The organism is Vibrio sp. Vb1018 (assembly GCF_033338775.1).
GTDB lineage: Bacteria > Pseudomonadota > Gammaproteobacteria > Enterobacterales > Vibrionaceae > Vibrio > Vibrio alginolyticus.
Genome location: NZ_JAWOTI010000001.1, coordinates 414,088 through 429,788 on the forward strand (window position 1 = coordinate 414,088; position 15,701 = coordinate 429,788).

The window sequence follows — 15,701 nt, forward strand, 5'->3', positions numbered from 1 at the left end:
ATAAAACCGATCATTGGATGAGATTTCTTCGGTTTACTTGCGTACAACATCGGAAACAAAGAGGATTCCGATGCAAACAATCAATGTCGTGTGGTTAAAACGAGATTTAAGGCTGACTGACCATCAACCACTAACTCAAGCATTATCAACAAAGCACCCAACTGTGCTTTTATATATTGTTGAACCATTGCTATTGAATAACCCACACTATTCTGAGCGCCACTGGCGATTTGTTTGGCAATCACTGCAAGACATGGATGAGACGCTCAAAGCCTATGGGCATCGAATCACGGTGCTGTATGACGATGCCTTAGCATGTTTCCAATCAATTCAAGCGCAATATCAAATCAACGCTGTTTTTTCTCACCAAGAAATAGGACTCAACTGCACCTTTGAGCGCGACAAACAAGTTGCCGCTTGGCTGTATGAGCAGAACATCGACTGGTTTGAGTTCGAACACGGTGCTGTTATCAGAGGTGCAAAAAGCCGGCAAGGTTGGGACAAACATTGGGACTCTGTCATGAGAGCCTCAATAAGCCCTATTGAGCTCCAAACCGACTTATTGCATTCATTGGATGCAGAAGCTCTCGGCTGTTCGTTTTCGCCACCATCATCCTGGCTATCAAAATGCAAAGGAATGCAAACGGGAGGAAGCCGGCTCGCTTGGAAAACACTAGAGGACTTTTTTCATCGTCGAGGTCGTGATTACTATCGAAGCATTTCTAGTCCCACAGCCTCACGCACAGCCTGTACTCGACTTTCTCCATACCTCGCTTGGGGTAACATATCCTTGCGTGAAGTTTATCAATACCTTTTGAAACACTGGCAAGTCGCTGGATTTCGTCGCAGCTTAATTGCATTGTCTTCACGGCTTCATTGGCACTGTCACTTCATCCAAAAATTCGAATCGGAATACGACATGGAGTTTTACTGCGTTAATCGGGCTTACGAACCATTGATTAGACAAAGTAGTACTTTCGATGAAGAAAAGTTAGCAGCATGGAAATCCGGGCATACTGGCGTACCTTTGATTGATGCCTGCATGCGCTGTTTGCACCACACTGGTTACATTAACTTTCGCATGCGTGCCATGCTGGTTAGCTTTCTTACTCACCACATGAACATGGATTGGCGAGTAGGTGTAACGCATTTAGCGCAACTATTTCTCGACTTTGAGCCTGGAATTCATTACCCACAATTCCAAATGCAAGCAGGAGTAACCGGGACTAACACAATCCGTATTTATAATCCGATCAAGCAAGCCCAAGAACATGATCCTAACGGTACGTTCATCTACAAGTGGGTGCCTGAGTTACAAATGGTTCCTCCCCCTCTTTTATTCGAGCCCTGGACAATGACCCAGATGGAAGCTGTCATGTATCAGTTGCAGCCAGATAGCCGTTACCTTGCACCTATTATCGCACCAGACAACACAGCTAAGGCAGCAAGAGAGCGCTTATGGGCGTGGCGGAAACGAGCCGATGTGAAACAAGAAGGCAGACGAATTCTTGCGCGACATGTTAGGCCCTCAAAAGAAAGTAGGACGCGATGATCATCTTTCAATCACGATGCGTACAAATGCAAACACACTCAAGGGAACCCGCTGTACCCTCAACTAGTAAGGAACACACTATGTTCAAACGTATCTTAGTTATCGCGGCTACACTGATGGCGACATTATCTTTTATGCTTCCCGTCAAGGCTCATGAGCATGGCATGATGAAAGCCGATATTGTCGACGTTGCCGCTGAAAACGGCTCTTTCAATACGCTTGTTGCTGCGGTGAAAGCAGCGGGCTTGGTTGACACTCTCAAAGGGGAAGGCCCATTTACTGTTTTTGCACCAACGGATGACGCTTTTGCAAAACTGCCAGACGGCACAGTCGACATGCTCTTAATGCCGGAAAACAAAGACAAGTTAGTATCTGTTTTGACTTATCACGTCGTCCCAGGGAAAGTGATGGCTGCCGATGTTGTTAAGCTAGACAAAGCGACTACGGTTCAGGGGCAAGATGTGATGATTAAAACCATGGGCGATAAAGTCATGGTTAACGATGCAAATGTCATTGCAACCGATGTGAAAGCTAAAAACGGTGTCATTCACGTGATTGATACTGTCATCATGCCGAAATAACACCATTCAGAGGGCGGGACACTCCGCCCTTTAGACAGAACTTCTTCCACCCTTAGCACGGTTCCTCTCCACTTATCCCCAACAAACCTCCATTCATTCACTGTGGCTATAAAAAATATAAAAACAAAATTAAAATCAATATCTTGCAAGACGACACTGCACAATATTGACGAGGTTAAGATATCGTTATCTTTCAATTTGAGAACAGGATTCCATGTCAGTGACGTTTACTTTTCCACATGTAAATTCTTAAGCTAAATTTTGGCTGCTCAATCACATTTCGGCAAACCATTCGAAAGGGTGGGACGCAAAGCTTCCGGTCTGTCAGCATTTAAAAATCTAAAAGAATGCTCATGATAGCGGGGTTACCATAACGCAGTGTTACAGAAGTCCAATTGCTGTAGCGTTGCTTTATGCTCAGCATGCGCCGGGGTGTGACATTAGTTTGTCAGCCATAACAGAGGACATGTGATGAAATCATTTCCAACCAAATCCGTACTCGCGTTAGCACTTGCGAGCATTAGCTCAGGTGCTGCGGCTCACGGTTATGTATCAGAAACCAATGGTGGTGTCGCTGCAAGTCGCTCGGCACTATGTAAGTATCCAACGCCAGATACTAACGAAAAAAATAATAACTGCGGTGCGATTCAATATGAACCGCAAAGCGTTGAAGGCCCTGATGGCTTTCCCGAAACAGGGCCTCGCGATGGTAAAATAGCGAGTGCCGAAACCGCTTTAGCAGCTGCCCTTGATGAGCAAACTGCCGACCGTTGGGTAAAACGCCCTATTCAAGCAGGTACACAAACTTTTGAATGGACATTTACCGCTAACCACGTGACGCGCGACTGGAAATATTACATCACCAAGCCTGATTGGAACCCAAACGCTTCACTATCACGAGACTCTTTTGATCTAACTCCTTTCTGTGTCGTCGACGGCAATATGGTTCAACCCCCGAAACAGGTAAGCCATCAATGTAATGTGCCTACTCGCGAGGGATACCATGTCATCCTGGCAGTATGGGATGTTGGCGACACTGCAGCCTCATTTTATAACGTGATCGATGTGAAATTTGATGGTGACAGTCCCGTTATTCCAGATTGGAAGCAAGGCGGTCAAATTATTCCTACAATGGATTTAAATATTGGGGATTCGGTTTATACACGCGTATTTGATCAAGCAGGTGAAAACGTGGCGTATAGAACTGAACTAGAAATTACCGATGCAGCAATGGGCCAAGCGAAAAACTGGTCTTACGCACTCGCGACTAAGCTAAACCAAGAACAAGCAAAACTGCAAGCCGGGCAGTATGCAGAGGATAAATTCACTCCTGTTTATGGTACTAATCCGGTGTATCTGCAAGCAAATAGCGGCCTTGAGCGAGTAGAGATCGGCTATAACATTGAAACTCCTGTTCCAGAATACTCACTCACAGTAGATGGCTTAGCAGACGAGTATATCATTGAGTCAACACCGACAACGTTGGATCTGACACTAACTGCTGAAGGCGATTTAAATGCAGAACTCACCGTTTACAATCACCATCGCGAACCACTTGCAAGTTGGGCAAACGAAATGAAAGACGGCTCGGTAGAGGCGATATCGCTCGCTTTAAGTAAATCGGAGCCGGGTCACCATATGCTCGTAACACGTATTAAGGATAAAGATGGCAACTTGGTGGATCAGCAAACACTCGACTTTCACTTAAAAGAAGAGTCAGTTACTCCACCACCATCTGATGAGTACGATTTTGTCTTCCCTGAAGGACTATCTAGCTACACGGCGGGCACAAAAGTGCTTGCCAGCGACGGGGGCATTTATCAATGTAAACCTTTCCCATACTCTGGTTACTGTATGCAGTGGAAAGAAAGCGCAAACCATTACGAGCCTGGAATAGGTTCACACTGGGAGATGGCTTGGGATAAAGTCAACTAAATCACCCTTTGAACGTTACGTAAAAAGAGCCTCACGATGAGGCTCTTTTACAATCAAACGCAAAAATGACAGCTTTCTCGGTCTAAACCATGAACACCAGATAAACTAGTGAGATGCGCTCGCCCCTCAATCAGCCCCATTTCATACCCTTCTAGTAAAACGGATTGTCGCATTGATAAGCGCTGAACATGAAAATTATCTGGTGGGGCAATCACCCTAACATGTGTTCCTGGTGGAGGGTTACGAATAAACTCTAATGATTGATTATAGTTATCTGCACGTCTTAACATCGCATCCGCCATTTTGGGGTGCTCCGCAAAAAGTTTCTTCATCAGCCATGTGGTCTTAACTGGCTTTTTGGCATAATTCAGTGGGTGAGAGAGTACTACGGTTATGTCGCGAGCCCCTCGACGATAAGCCTCACGCACTGGGATAGAATCAGCGACCCCACCATCGGTATAACAACCGCCAGAAAAACAAGGGGTATGCTTGTAGGCAATCGGTAATGCTGTTGTCGCTTCAATCGCATGGTGAAAATTATCACGTGTCACGCGGTAATAATCTGCCTGCCCTGTATCTACATTTGTTGTCGCTGCGAGAAAAGGAACGCCATTAAACAGTTTATTTTCATCGACGGGATACAAGCGATTAGATTCTTCAAACAGCCACTTCACATCGATGAGGTCCCCACCTTTAACGAAGCGAGTCGGGTCAAAAAAGCGTTTGCTTGTGGCCAGCTTAGTAATGACGTTAATACTGCGATGCGGGTAGTCGGTCAAATACCCAATCAAATTTGATGCACCAGCAGATACACCGATTGCAAAATCAAACGGTTTATAACTCTGCTCTAAAAACGCATCTAACACTCCGCTTGCGAAGACGCCTCGCATCGCGCCACCTTCTACTACAATTGCTTTTGTTGCCATATTTCCCCCATTCTCCTTGCCAAAAGAGTAATGAAATTCGTGCAATCACAACAATTGAATATTCTTATTATTGAAATAGGTGAAGTCTATTTATTTCTCTCTTAGAAAATGAAAACTAAAGTTCAAAAAATCCGTACCCGTTAGAAATGTAATTGCGGGTTGAACCAAGGTGGCAATGCCTAAGAGAAATCTAGGAGAAAACCGTTTTATAGGCTTCGCCCGCGCCATCAATGAACATTTGAGTACCAATAACCGCTAGAATTAAGCCCATCATTTTCGTCACAACATTTAGAGCACTTGGCCCAACCGCTTTGACCAATTTGTCTCCAAATAAAAACAGTACATAGGTGATCACACACAGGACAGCGAAAGAAACGATAGTAATAATGGTTTGATCGAAACCACCCGCTGTCGCAAAGTTCATCGCGGTAGCAATCGTTCCAGGCCCAGCTAATATTGGCATCGCCAGTGGAGACACTGCAATACTCAATGCCGCCCGTTGCTGAGCTGGTGAATACGCCTTCTCTTTGGTTTTCTGATGCGTCGAATCACCTTGAAGCATGTTAAAACCTATCAAAAACACCAAAATGCCGCCTGTTATTCGCAATGCATAAAGCGTGATACCAAACAAATCAAAAATTAACTTACCGGCAATAGAAAATATCGCGATGATAATAAATGCAATAAAAACCGAGCGGAGCGCAATAGAACGGATGGTTTCTTTATCTTCATCAGCAGTTAAACTCAAAAAGATGGGAATATTGGCGATAGGGTTCATGATGGCAAAGAAGCCCATAAACACCGTAACTGTATGAACAATGAGTTCTTTCATATTTTCCACTGCATTTAAATTATTGATTCTAAAAACAGTATATACGCTCTCAAACAGAACGAGTGGTGTATTCTCGATTCGTCTTCACACTTATGCGCCAAGCATTGTTTTTCTTTTGAGATAGTTTACCGACTCATCAAATGTCGCTAAGGTGAGTCTTCAGCCTTTACACGTAACAGGGGATGTTAAGTCACCATGAACAGCACGATTCAAACAATTCTCAATCACCGCTCAATTCGAAAATTCACCTCACAACCGATTGAGAGCGAACAATTAGATGCCATTCTTCAAGCCGGCCTTGCGGCGTCCTCATCAAGCATGTTGCAAGTCGTTTCAATTATCCGCGTGACCGACAAAGAAAAACGTACGCTATTAGCTCAATATGCCGGAAATCAAGGGTACGTTGAAAGCGCGGCTGAGTTTTTGGTGTTTTGTATTGATTACCAGCGCCACGCCAGTATCAACCCAGATGTTCAAGCTGATTTTACCGAGTTAACGCTAATAGGCGCTGTAGACTCGGGCATCATGGCACAAAATTGCTTGCTTGCGGCGGAGTCGATGGGACTAGGAGGTGTGTATATTGGTGGTTTACGAAACAATGCCCAAAAAGTAGACGAATTATTAGGTTTACCTAAAAATACCGCCATTTTATTTGGTATGTGTCTTGGTCATCCAGATCAAGCCCCTGAAGTAAAACCTCGCCTACCTAAGCATGTCGTGGTGCATGAAAATCAGTATCAAGACCTAAGCTTGGATGATATTCAGACGTATGACCAAACTATGCAAAACTACTATGCAAACCGTTCGAGCAATCAAAAACAGAGTACTTGGTCACAAGAAGTCACCAGTAAACTGGCTGGCGAATCACGTCCGCACATCCTGCCTTACTTAAACAGAAAAGGGCTCACTAAAAGGTGATGACTACAGTACGATAGGATCAAAAAAGGCCTCTGAAGAGGCCTTTAGAATTTATCAGCAAAAACTTGCTTAGTTACCGCCTGAACCGCCTGATGGTGGAGCAACCGGATCAACTGGCTTACCAGGCTTCGCATCTGGAACTGGTGGAACGGTAGGTTTGATTTGGTCTACAGGCTTACCTGCAGCAATGTCTTTTTCAACCTGCTCAACAACGTTCTTCGTATCTTCTTCAGAGATTTCTACGTAAATCACTTCTTCAGAATCCGCGCCTGCTTTAGGGTAATGCGGGTATTTCGCAATCACTTCTTCTGCCATTGATTTTGCAGCTACAGCCACGGCTTCAGGTGCAGCTGTTGGGTCCGCTTTAATGATATCAGACACGATATTTGCCGTAGCAACTAGCTTCGTAGCAAGTTCACTATTGCCGCCTTCACTTTGAAGGTTAGCAACTACAGACTCTGTATCACGAAGGATTTCGTCAACTGTTTTACCACTTGCATTGATATCGATACCTAAATTGGCAAATACTTTTTCAGCAGTATCTGATGAGTATACCTCTCCGTCATCTAGAGAGTTAGCTACCAACGTTGTAAATGGAGAACCTGTAACTAAAGAGTCAGCTTGGGCAAGACCTTTAGGAATCTTGTAATCAGACGTAATAGGTTTTCCGTTAGATGCATCTACACTCTTATCAGTATGCTTCAATGTGAAAGTACATTCACCTGGTGCACTCACTACGTCGATATGGCTAATGCGAGCTTTACCAACCATGCCTTCATAGTTTGTTGTTAGCTCATCAGCCTGACCTTTTAAGTCTCCACCACAGTCATAAGATACTTCCATGCCGATAACAGCTGGGTCATAAGCCTGTACTGAGTATGTTTTTACCTCAGGATCGCTGTCACTACCACAACCTGCTAGTAGAACAGCAGCCACACTTGCCGTTAAAAGTTTGATTTTCAAAATTAGCTCCAATATTTGTTGTTATATCCGACCGCAACACGAAGCATAACGGCAGTTGCATATAGTGTAAATAGGATGCATACAACTTTGGCATGAGTTTTTTCACATTACTGCCTGTTTGCTTGTGCAAAATCATGCATTCATCTCAATAACGTTAAATAGACACAATTTTGTCATGTATTCGTCAGTATTTTTTCAAGTAACTTGTTGCCTTTATTGCAACCAGATGGATAATAGTTGACTATTTTTTGTGGGTCGGATTTTCACACCTTCATTAATGAAACTAAGAGCTCTAAGTCGCTAGCAGCCATTTGGAGTGTTTATTACACAAATAATTCTGAATGGACTCGCTTTCTAAAGGCTTAAAACTGCAGTAAATCATCAATATTGATGAAATGCAGTTCAATTAGAATGAATCAATTTCAGTCGGCAAACTTTCTTTCGGTAGTTATAAACCAATGAACACATTTAATAAATTTTTGGGGATATCAGTACTTCCTATCCTTCTTACAGGGTGTACTTTGCCTGGTAGCCACCTTTCGGTCAGTGACAAAACAGTCATGAGCACTGAATCGAGTGATATAGAGTCTCAGGTTACCGTTTATCCCTTAACTTTGGAGCGCGTAACGTCTTTAAATTCAGTGGACCCTTTTTCAAAACCAAACCCAGAGTTAGATATTGAAATCGCAAAATATGAATACGAAGTAGGACCTGGCGATATCCTAAATATCACTATTTGGGATCACCCAGAGCTAACGATCCCAGCGGGCTCATACCGAAGCTCAGCCGAAGCGGGTAACTGGGTGCATTCGGATGGCACGATCTTCTACCCTTACATAGGTGTCGTACATGTTGAAGGCAAAAACGTACGTCAGATTCGTGCAGACATTGCAAGCCGCCTTGCAAAATACATTGAGAGCCCACAGGTCGATGTAAGCGTTGCGGCATTTCGCTCTAAAAAGACTTATGTAACTGGCGAAGTTAACAAGCCAGGACAACAACCAATTACAAACATCCCCCTTACACTTCTAGATGCTGTGAATAGAGCTGGCGGACTGGCTGCCGAGGCTGATTGGCGTAATGCGACACTGACACGCAATGGCGTTGTTGAAAACGTCTCTTTGTATGCTCTGATGCAACAAGGCGATTTAACTCAAAACCGCCTTCTAAAGCCTGGTGATATTGTTCATATTCCTCGAAACGATGCGCAAAAAGTATTTGTTATGGGCGAGGTTAACGATCCGAAATTACTCAAAATTGATCGTAGCGGCATGAGCCTTACTGAGGCTCTTAGCAGCGTTGGTGGTATCAGTGAAATCTCCGCAGATGCTACCGGTGTGTTTGTCATCAGACGTTCAAAAGAAGAAGCTAAAATGGCGGACATTTATCAGCTAGATGTTTCTGACGCTTCTGCTTTGGTGATTGGTACTGAGTTTGATCTCAACCCTTACGACATAGTCTATGTGACGGCTGCACCTGTTAGTCGTTGGAATCGTGTGATTGCTCAACTCGTTCCAACCATTTCCGGCTTTAATGAACTAACCGAAGGTGTACTACGAGTACGCACTTGGCCGTAAAAACAGCGTGCCGCAAGAAAATTATCTCTTGCGGCACGTAATCGATAGCTACTCAGCTCAATTGCGCAATGTAAAGAAGCCAGCAATTCAGTTGAGATCATAAGCATACAATTTAAAGTAGGGTAAGCATTTGTTTTCTAATATTCTTGTCGTCTGTGTCGGTAATATTTGCCGCTCTCCAACAGGAGAGCGGCTTTTGCAGTCTTTACTACCAAACAAACATGTCGCATCAGCAGGAATCGCAGTAGATAAGAGCCATCTAACGGGAAAAGCAGCTGACGAGATGGCAACCACTATCGCGAACGAACGTGGCGTAAGCTTAGATGGACACGAAGCACGACAATTAACACCTGAGCTTTGCGCTCAATACGATCTGATATTGGTTATGGAAAAAGGTCATTTAGAAGCCTTAACCAAAATCGCTCCTGAGGCACGAGGTAAAACGATGCTGTTTGGACAGTGGATAAATGAACAAAACATCCCTGATCCATACAGACAAAGTAGAGAAGCTTTCGAACATGCATATACGCTTATAGAAAAAGCAGCAAAAGCGTGGTCTCAAAAACTATAAGCCGCAAGGCTAAATAAACGCCAATGGCAAGGTATTTAAGAAGTTAAAGTAATGACAACACAAACTATTAAGCAATCACGTCAAGCCGACGATGAGATCGATTTGGGAAAGTTATTTGGGATCATTCTCGATGCCAAATGGCTCATTCTATGTACCGTAGTCCTATTTTCGATTATAGGCGTCGGCGTTGCCATTCTATCAACACCTATCTATAAAGCTGACGCTCTTATCCAAATCGAAAGTAAGAGTTCAGGTGGTATTTCAGCGATGGTTGGTGATATGGGAGAGCTGTTTTCAGCAGAATCATCAGCGACAACAGAAATAGAGATCATCAAATCTCGTATGATCTTGGGCGGTACTGTTGATAAGTTCAACTTAACGACTGTCGTTTCTCCAAACTACATGCCAATTATTGGTAAAGGCCTAGCTCGACTACAAGGTGAGCAAATCAGTCTGAGCGTTTCACGATTTAATGCTCCTTCTTACGCAGTTGGCGTTCCTTTAACTCTTGAAGTTATTGATTCTGAAAAACAGACGTTCAGGCTCTTAGAAGATGACAATAACGTCATTCTAGAAGGTAAAGTTGGTGAACTGCTTGAGAAGAATGGATACCAGTTTTTGGCGACTGAACTTGTGGCTCAAACTGGTGACTCATTCACGGTCAGCAAAATCAGTAAATTAGATGCAATTAATAAACTTCAAGAAAACTTATCGATTAGCGAACGTGGTAAGCAAACCGGGATTATATCTTTAAGCTTCTCTGGTGAAGACCGCGCTAAGATTCAAGATATCTTGAACGACATTAGCCAAAACTACTTCTTACAAAACGTTCAAAGAAATTCTGCAGAGGCAGAGCAAAGCCTCGAGTTCTTGAAAGGTCACCTCCCAGACATCAAAACAAAACTGACCGCTTCTGAAGACGTTTTAAATCGGTTCCGTCAAGAAAATGAATCTATCGACTTAGGCCTTGAAGCTCAGTCAACGCTGAAAGTAATGGTTGAGTTAGAAGCACAGCTAAATGAGCTTACATTCAAAGAAAGTGAGATCAGCCAACGCTTCACACAGGATCACCCAGCTTATAAGTCGCTACTTGATAAACGTGAAACACTATTAAAAGAGAAAGAACGTCTTAATAAACAAGTTCAAAAGTTACCGAAAACACAGCGTGAAGTTCTACGTATGACACGCGATGTAGAAGTAAACCAACAAATCTACATCCAACTATTGAACAAGGTTCAAGAGCTCAACATTATTAAAGCCGGAACAGTTGGCAACGTTCGAATCTTAGATAACGCTCAATCTTTCTCTAAGCCAATTAAGCCGAAAAAAGCGCTTATCGTTGTGCTAGCAACACTGCTTGGCGGTATGGCAGGCGTTGCTTTCGTATTAATTCGTGCAGCATTCCACCGTGGTGTGGAAACACCAGATCAAATTGAACAGATTGGCATGCCAGTTTACGCAAGCGTTCCAAAATCTATTCAACAACTGGAATTTGCAAACAAGCTTAAGCGCAACAAAGGCAGCAACAATGAGCTAGTCCTTCTAGCGGAAGCTAACCCAGCCGATCTTTCCATTGAGGCTCTACGTAGTCTTCGCACTAGCTTGCACTTTGCAATGATGGAAGCGAAGAATAACGTTCTTATGATTTCAGGTCCTGCACCATCTATCGGCAAAACATTTGTATCGACCAACTTTGCGGCCGTCGCTGCGAAAACCGGTCAGAAAGTGCTGCTTATTGATGCGGATATGCGTAAAGGTTATTTGCAGCAATGCTTCGGTCTACGTTGGGACAACGGTCTTTCTGATTACTTGAGCGGTAAGACATCCCTTAGCAACATCATTAAATCTACATCCATTGATAATTTAGATGTTGTGACTCGCGGCCAAGTACCACCAAATCCGTCAGAACTTCTTATGCACCCTCGCTTCAAGAGCTTTGTTGACGAGATGTCTGCACAATACGATCTAGTCATCATCGATACACCGCCTGTACTTGCAGTAACGGATCCAAGCATCGTTGGTGCACTTGCTGGCACCACATTGATGGTAGCTCGCTTCGACCAAACGACATTGAAAGAAATTGAGGTAGCACGTGGTCGCTTCGAGCAATCAGGTGTAGAAGTTAAAGGTGTGATTCTCAATGCGGTTGAGAAAAAAGCATCTAACTCATACGGCTATGGATACGGCTACTACAACTACGCGTACAAAAGCGAATCATGAATTAATCTAGATCGCTAATTTGACCAAATATTACAAAGCCCTGCTAGAAACAGCAGGGCTTTTTCTATTGCACTCTTAATTGCTTGTACGTCAACAAACTGAGCGAGACAAAGAATATTGGGTCACTCCAACCAAAACCGACAAATACTCCTGTAATGCTGGCATAGGTAGTAATCACAGCCCCTAACCCATTAGTAATCAATAATGCCTTAAACAGCTGTTTCGCAGTCTTACCAGATTCCACATCACGTAGCATCAAACTCACCGCAGCGATTCCACCTAAAAAGATCGACGTATGTTGCGATAAAAACAGCGCGTATTGGTCGTTAATTTGTACGCCATACATCGGCCACATCATGGTTGGTACAAAAAACAACGCAAAAGCGAATACCGTATATATGACACCATGAACGGTTAGAAAAGTGCGGTTGGTCCTCATCTCCTTATCCTCCAATAGGCCCTTGATTGATCGTCGTTAACGGCACATTGATATCGAAGATTTGACCTCGTACTTCGACTACGCCCATTTTTCGTAAGCGTGCGGCATGCATTTCGAGATAAGCTTGCGCCGTGGCTTCATCTTCAAAAAGATAGATACCACCACCGAGTTTGTCTTTTTCGCTTTCCGTCCAAATTTTCCAAATCATGCCCGGCTCTTGGTTAATCGACTTAGCTAAGTCGACCAAAGCATTCGACATCTCTTCACCAAACGGACCATGAAATTCAAAATCAACTTGCAATAATTTCGCCATCTTGAGTCTCCTCTTCTTACTGACTCGCTTTCGATGACAAGATTATTACCTTTATAAAACTGACAAAAAAGTTCATAATTTTGCCATTAACTGTCTAAAAAATTGACTCATGAGACTAAAAACGACCTTAGAACAATGGCAAACGCTACAAGCGATTGATCAAGAAGGCAGCATTCAATCCGCAGCTTTGCTGCTCAACAAGAGCCATACCACATTGATCTACTCGGTGAGGAAGTTAGAAGACCAACTTGGTATTCAACTTATAGAAGTACGAGGACGCAAAGCAGGTTTGACTGAGCACGGTAAAACCATACTGCGTCGTGCACAATCCATGCTTGAACAAGCGCGGGAACTGGAAGTCATCAGCGAGCAGTTAAAAAGTGGGGTGGAATCTCAAATCACGGTCGCAGTAGATCATCTTTGTGACCCTTGTTGGCTTTATGCACCACTCAGTCAATTTTTGGAGGACAACAACACGACCTCCGTTCAAGTGGTTGAAACGTCACTGAGCAAAACAACCGAAATGGTCGTAAATGAGCTCGCTGACATCGCAATCATCAACTTACCGATAACCAACTACCCTGCCGAAGCATTTGGCGTAACAACCATGCTGCCTGTAATCGCAGCACACCATCCACTCGCTAAAAAGCCGCATGTTTCCATCGACGATTTTGCAACCACCAGCCAAATTGTCATCCGTGACTTAGGCAATTCAGACAAAACGAAAAGAGATGTGGGTTGGTTACGCGCACGTCAGCGTATTACCGTCGATAACTTCGACCACGCTTTTCACGCCGTAGAGCAAGGCGCTGGATTTTGTCGGCTACCAGCGCACTTAGTCGCAGCCCGCAAGAGCGATAAAATTAAAGTATTGGAGATCGAACACTCCCATCAATATCAAGTTGCGCTGCACCTCACTTTGCCCAAAGGAGCCAAAAGTGGTCCTGCGACTCAAGCGCTTTATCGTACTTTACTCAAAAGTGTAGAAACTCGAGCCTAGCGACAGTGGTATTGAGTTGAATCGCTAGTGTTATCGCCTATTGATTCTCCCTAAATATAGAGAAACGGCCATTTTGTGACGCTACACTCTCACAAAAGGTTGCACGAAGGATAGCGACCACCTACTATCACTCTGCTCATGCCTAAAGCACCCAACACTCGCGGAAAGAACTCGGTTCACGGCAATATCCTCACCTGCTTGGTTTAGCAGGCACAATCTGTTTTTACCTTCTTTTTAGCTTCTATTTAGGCGAGTGTGGAAGAAATAAGAAAGGTGAAATATGAACTCTACAAATAGCTTCTCGATCAATATCAATCAGCAAAAATCCATTGCTAAAAAAAGGCTCAAAGCTATCCGCCTATACGATGACACTACGTTGGAGTTAGTTAAGCGATGTCACTCCAAACCAGAGTCATTGACTCCCAATACAATTCAATTGGCTGACGTTCAACATGCACTCGCAAGAGAACTGGGCTTATCCAGTTGGAGTAAACTAAAAGCTCATGTCGAAGAGCTAGAAGCGCACAAACGAGCCATCAAAGAACAAAAACCGCCCCTAGATGCGAAAGTAAAAACGCTACACGTTCGTTGTGGCCACGACATTCAACAACAACTTAAAGCCAGCGGATTTGAAGGGACATTTTTAGCCCTGATCGATCCGCTTTGTATTGGCCCCATACCAGCAACACCACAGAACTTCCTTGCCATTCGTGCCCAATATGTCGTAGAGACTCTGCTGCCTGTGATGAAGCGTGAAGACTCGGTTCAAGATATAGTCACATTGGAACAATCAAACCTCGATCTGTTGCAAAGTGATGTATTTGAACGAATCGTCTTTTGGGTCGAACATGACAGCTATGATCAATTGATGCTAATTCGTGCTCTAACACTGTTAGAGAATGTAGAGAACAAAGTGATAGAGATCATTGAGTTGAACCAGTTTCCGGGTACTGAGCGATTCATCGGCTTTGGGCCGTTGCCTGAAGAAGCTATTCGTTCTTGTTGGCGATACCGTAAACCTGTGACAGCAAAATTATTCAGTCAGGCTAAACGGTGTTGGCACGCTATTACATCACCGACACCTATTTCCATAGTTAATTTGATTCAGCTGCATAACCTGGATTGCTTGCCCAATATACTCAACGTGCTTAAACGCCATTTGCAAGAGTTACCTAATTCACAAACTGGATTGAGCTTGACACAACACCTCGCACTAAAGGTTTTGAACTCGCAAAATCGTTCAATTCCCATCAAAGATTGGTTTGAGCAATATCAACAACTAGAACCTCTTCCTTACCTAGGAGACGTGATGTTTTACGCGTTACTCCTCCCTCTAGCACAGTGTCAAACACCTTTGATCACGATTGAGTCACGTGAAAGGCACTGGTGGGAACAAAGCGTCCGTATCACTGAGGCTGGCAAGCAGTGTTTGGAAGGCTTAATACGAGCGAAACAATGCTATTGGGTTGGAGGGATTAAAAATACCAGTCAAAGTTATTGGAGCTGGGATCACCTCCAACTAACTACACTTGCCAACCATCATTGAGTTGACAAATATGAAAGCATAACGGGTTCGTTGGCTCTGATGAACACTCAATACTAAATTATCCCTAAAGAAGCGACCGCTAGCCTGAATATAACTTAAATAGTTATGCAGAAATGCATCCACTCCAAGAGAGTATGCACTCTATCTCTTATTAAAATTTATTGTAAATCCTCTTTGTTATCGGTTGTATATTCGATAAAATTGTTAAAATACAAACTTTTCATCCGGCCAATTCGTTAATATTTGGTTAAAATCCCATTTTTATTAGTGATAAAGTTCACATCTATTAACCATTTAGAGGATTATTCTTTCGTATTTTCTCACTCCG

The 15,701-nt window shown here is 43.6% G+C and carries 14 protein-coding genes and 1 riboswitch; of the genes, 9 read left to right on the forward strand and 5 right to left on the reverse strand.

Annotated elements, in window-relative coordinates:
- The first annotated feature begins 70 nt into the window (after nt 1-70).
- From R7Z10_RS01770 to gbpA, 3 genes are all read left to right on the forward strand, one after another.
- Nucleotides 71-1,552: a deoxyribodipyrimidine photo-lyase gene (locus R7Z10_RS01770; RefSeq protein WP_318103765.1), complete on the forward strand. Its 1,482-nt coding sequence runs from the start codon at nt 71-73 to the stop codon at nt 1,550-1,552.
- 80 nt (nt 1,553-1,632) lie between these two features.
- Entirely contained in the window at nt 1,633-2,133 is a 501-nt protein-coding gene (locus R7Z10_RS01775) for a fasciclin domain-containing protein (protein ID WP_005384595.1), read from the forward strand.
- 272 nt (nt 2,134-2,405) lie between these two features.
- Nucleotides 2,406-2,506: riboswitch (cyclic di-GMP riboswitch) on the forward strand.
- A 98-nt stretch (nt 2,507-2,604) separates the two neighbouring features.
- The gene (gene gbpA / locus R7Z10_RS01780) at nt 2,605-4,068 is read left to right on the forward strand and encodes an N-acetylglucosamine-binding protein GbpA (protein WP_104976409.1); all 1,464 of its coding nucleotides are present in this window, start codon (nt 2,605-2,607) and stop codon (nt 4,066-4,068) included.
- Nucleotides 4,069-4,121: 53 nt separating this feature from the next.
- Here the strand turns inward: gbpA and R7Z10_RS01785 are convergent, their stop codons facing one another.
- A complete protein-coding gene (locus R7Z10_RS01785) occupies nt 4,122-4,994 on the reverse strand; it encodes a patatin family protein (RefSeq protein WP_005374891.1) in 873 nt (290 codons plus the stop codon).
- Nucleotides 4,995-5,184: 190 nt separating this feature from the next.
- Complete coding sequence (locus R7Z10_RS01790) at nt 5,185-5,826, reverse strand: MarC family protein (protein WP_005374889.1); 642 nt, start codon at nt 5,824-5,826, stop codon at nt 5,185-5,187.
- A gap of 195 nt (nt 5,827-6,021) precedes the next feature.
- Between R7Z10_RS01790 and nfsA the strand changes: the two genes are divergently transcribed.
- The gene (nfsA, locus tag R7Z10_RS01795; RefSeq protein ID WP_170893944.1) at nt 6,022-6,744 is read left to right on the forward strand and encodes an oxygen-insensitive NADPH nitroreductase; all 723 of its coding nucleotides are present in this window, start codon (nt 6,022-6,024) and stop codon (nt 6,742-6,744) included.
- Nucleotides 6,745-6,813: 69 nt separating this feature from the next.
- Here the strand turns inward: nfsA and R7Z10_RS01800 are convergent, their stop codons facing one another.
- A complete protein-coding gene (locus tag R7Z10_RS01800; RefSeq protein ID WP_054700627.1) occupies nt 6,814-7,707 on the reverse strand; it encodes a hypothetical protein in 894 nt (297 codons plus the stop codon).
- 458 nt (nt 7,708-8,165) lie between these two features.
- On the opposite strand from R7Z10_RS01800, the gene R7Z10_RS01805 reads away from it, so the two are divergent.
- The 3 genes from R7Z10_RS01805 to R7Z10_RS01815 all read left to right on the forward strand — a co-directional run bounded on the left by R7Z10_RS01805 (nt 8,166) and on the right by R7Z10_RS01815 (nt 12,075).
- The gene (locus R7Z10_RS01805; protein WP_017820139.1) at nt 8,166-9,284 is read left to right on the forward strand and encodes a polysaccharide export protein; all 1,119 of its coding nucleotides are present in this window, start codon (nt 8,166-8,168) and stop codon (nt 9,282-9,284) included.
- Nucleotides 9,285-9,414: 130 nt separating this feature from the next.
- Nucleotides 9,415-9,855 (forward strand): low molecular weight phosphotyrosine protein phosphatase, encoded by a 441-nt coding sequence (locus R7Z10_RS01810; RefSeq protein ID WP_154204039.1) that lies wholly within the window; start codon nt 9,415-9,417, stop codon nt 9,853-9,855.
- Between the two features lie 51 nt (nt 9,856-9,906).
- Nucleotides 9,907-12,075, forward strand: coding sequence for a polysaccharide biosynthesis tyrosine autokinase (locus R7Z10_RS01815; protein ID WP_318103768.1), 2,169 nt, complete (start codon nt 9,907-9,909; stop codon nt 12,073-12,075).
- A 64-nt stretch (nt 12,076-12,139) separates the two neighbouring features.
- On the opposite strand, the gene R7Z10_RS01820 is transcribed toward R7Z10_RS01815, so the two are convergent.
- The gene (locus R7Z10_RS01820) at nt 12,140-12,514 is read right to left on the reverse strand and encodes a hypothetical protein (protein WP_318103769.1); all 375 of its coding nucleotides are present in this window, start codon (nt 12,512-12,514) and stop codon (nt 12,140-12,142) included.
- A 4-nt stretch (nt 12,515-12,518) separates the two neighbouring features.
- Entirely contained in the window at nt 12,519-12,827 is a 309-nt protein-coding gene (locus tag R7Z10_RS01825; RefSeq protein ID WP_005499937.1) for a monooxygenase, read from the reverse strand.
- 109 nt (nt 12,828-12,936) lie between these two features.
- On the opposite strand from R7Z10_RS01825, the gene R7Z10_RS01830 reads away from it, so the two are divergent.
- Both R7Z10_RS01830 and R7Z10_RS01835 read left to right on the forward strand, forming a co-directional pair.
- On the forward strand, nt 12,937-13,827 hold the full coding sequence (locus R7Z10_RS01830) for a LysR family transcriptional regulator (RefSeq protein ID WP_021450521.1): 891 nt from the start codon (nt 12,937-12,939) through the stop codon (nt 13,825-13,827).
- Between the two features lie 280 nt (nt 13,828-14,107).
- Entirely contained in the window at nt 14,108-15,373 is a 1,266-nt protein-coding gene (locus R7Z10_RS01835; RefSeq protein ID WP_318103772.1) for a DUF1835 domain-containing protein, read from the forward strand.
- Nucleotides 15,374-15,701 lie beyond the last annotated feature (328 nt).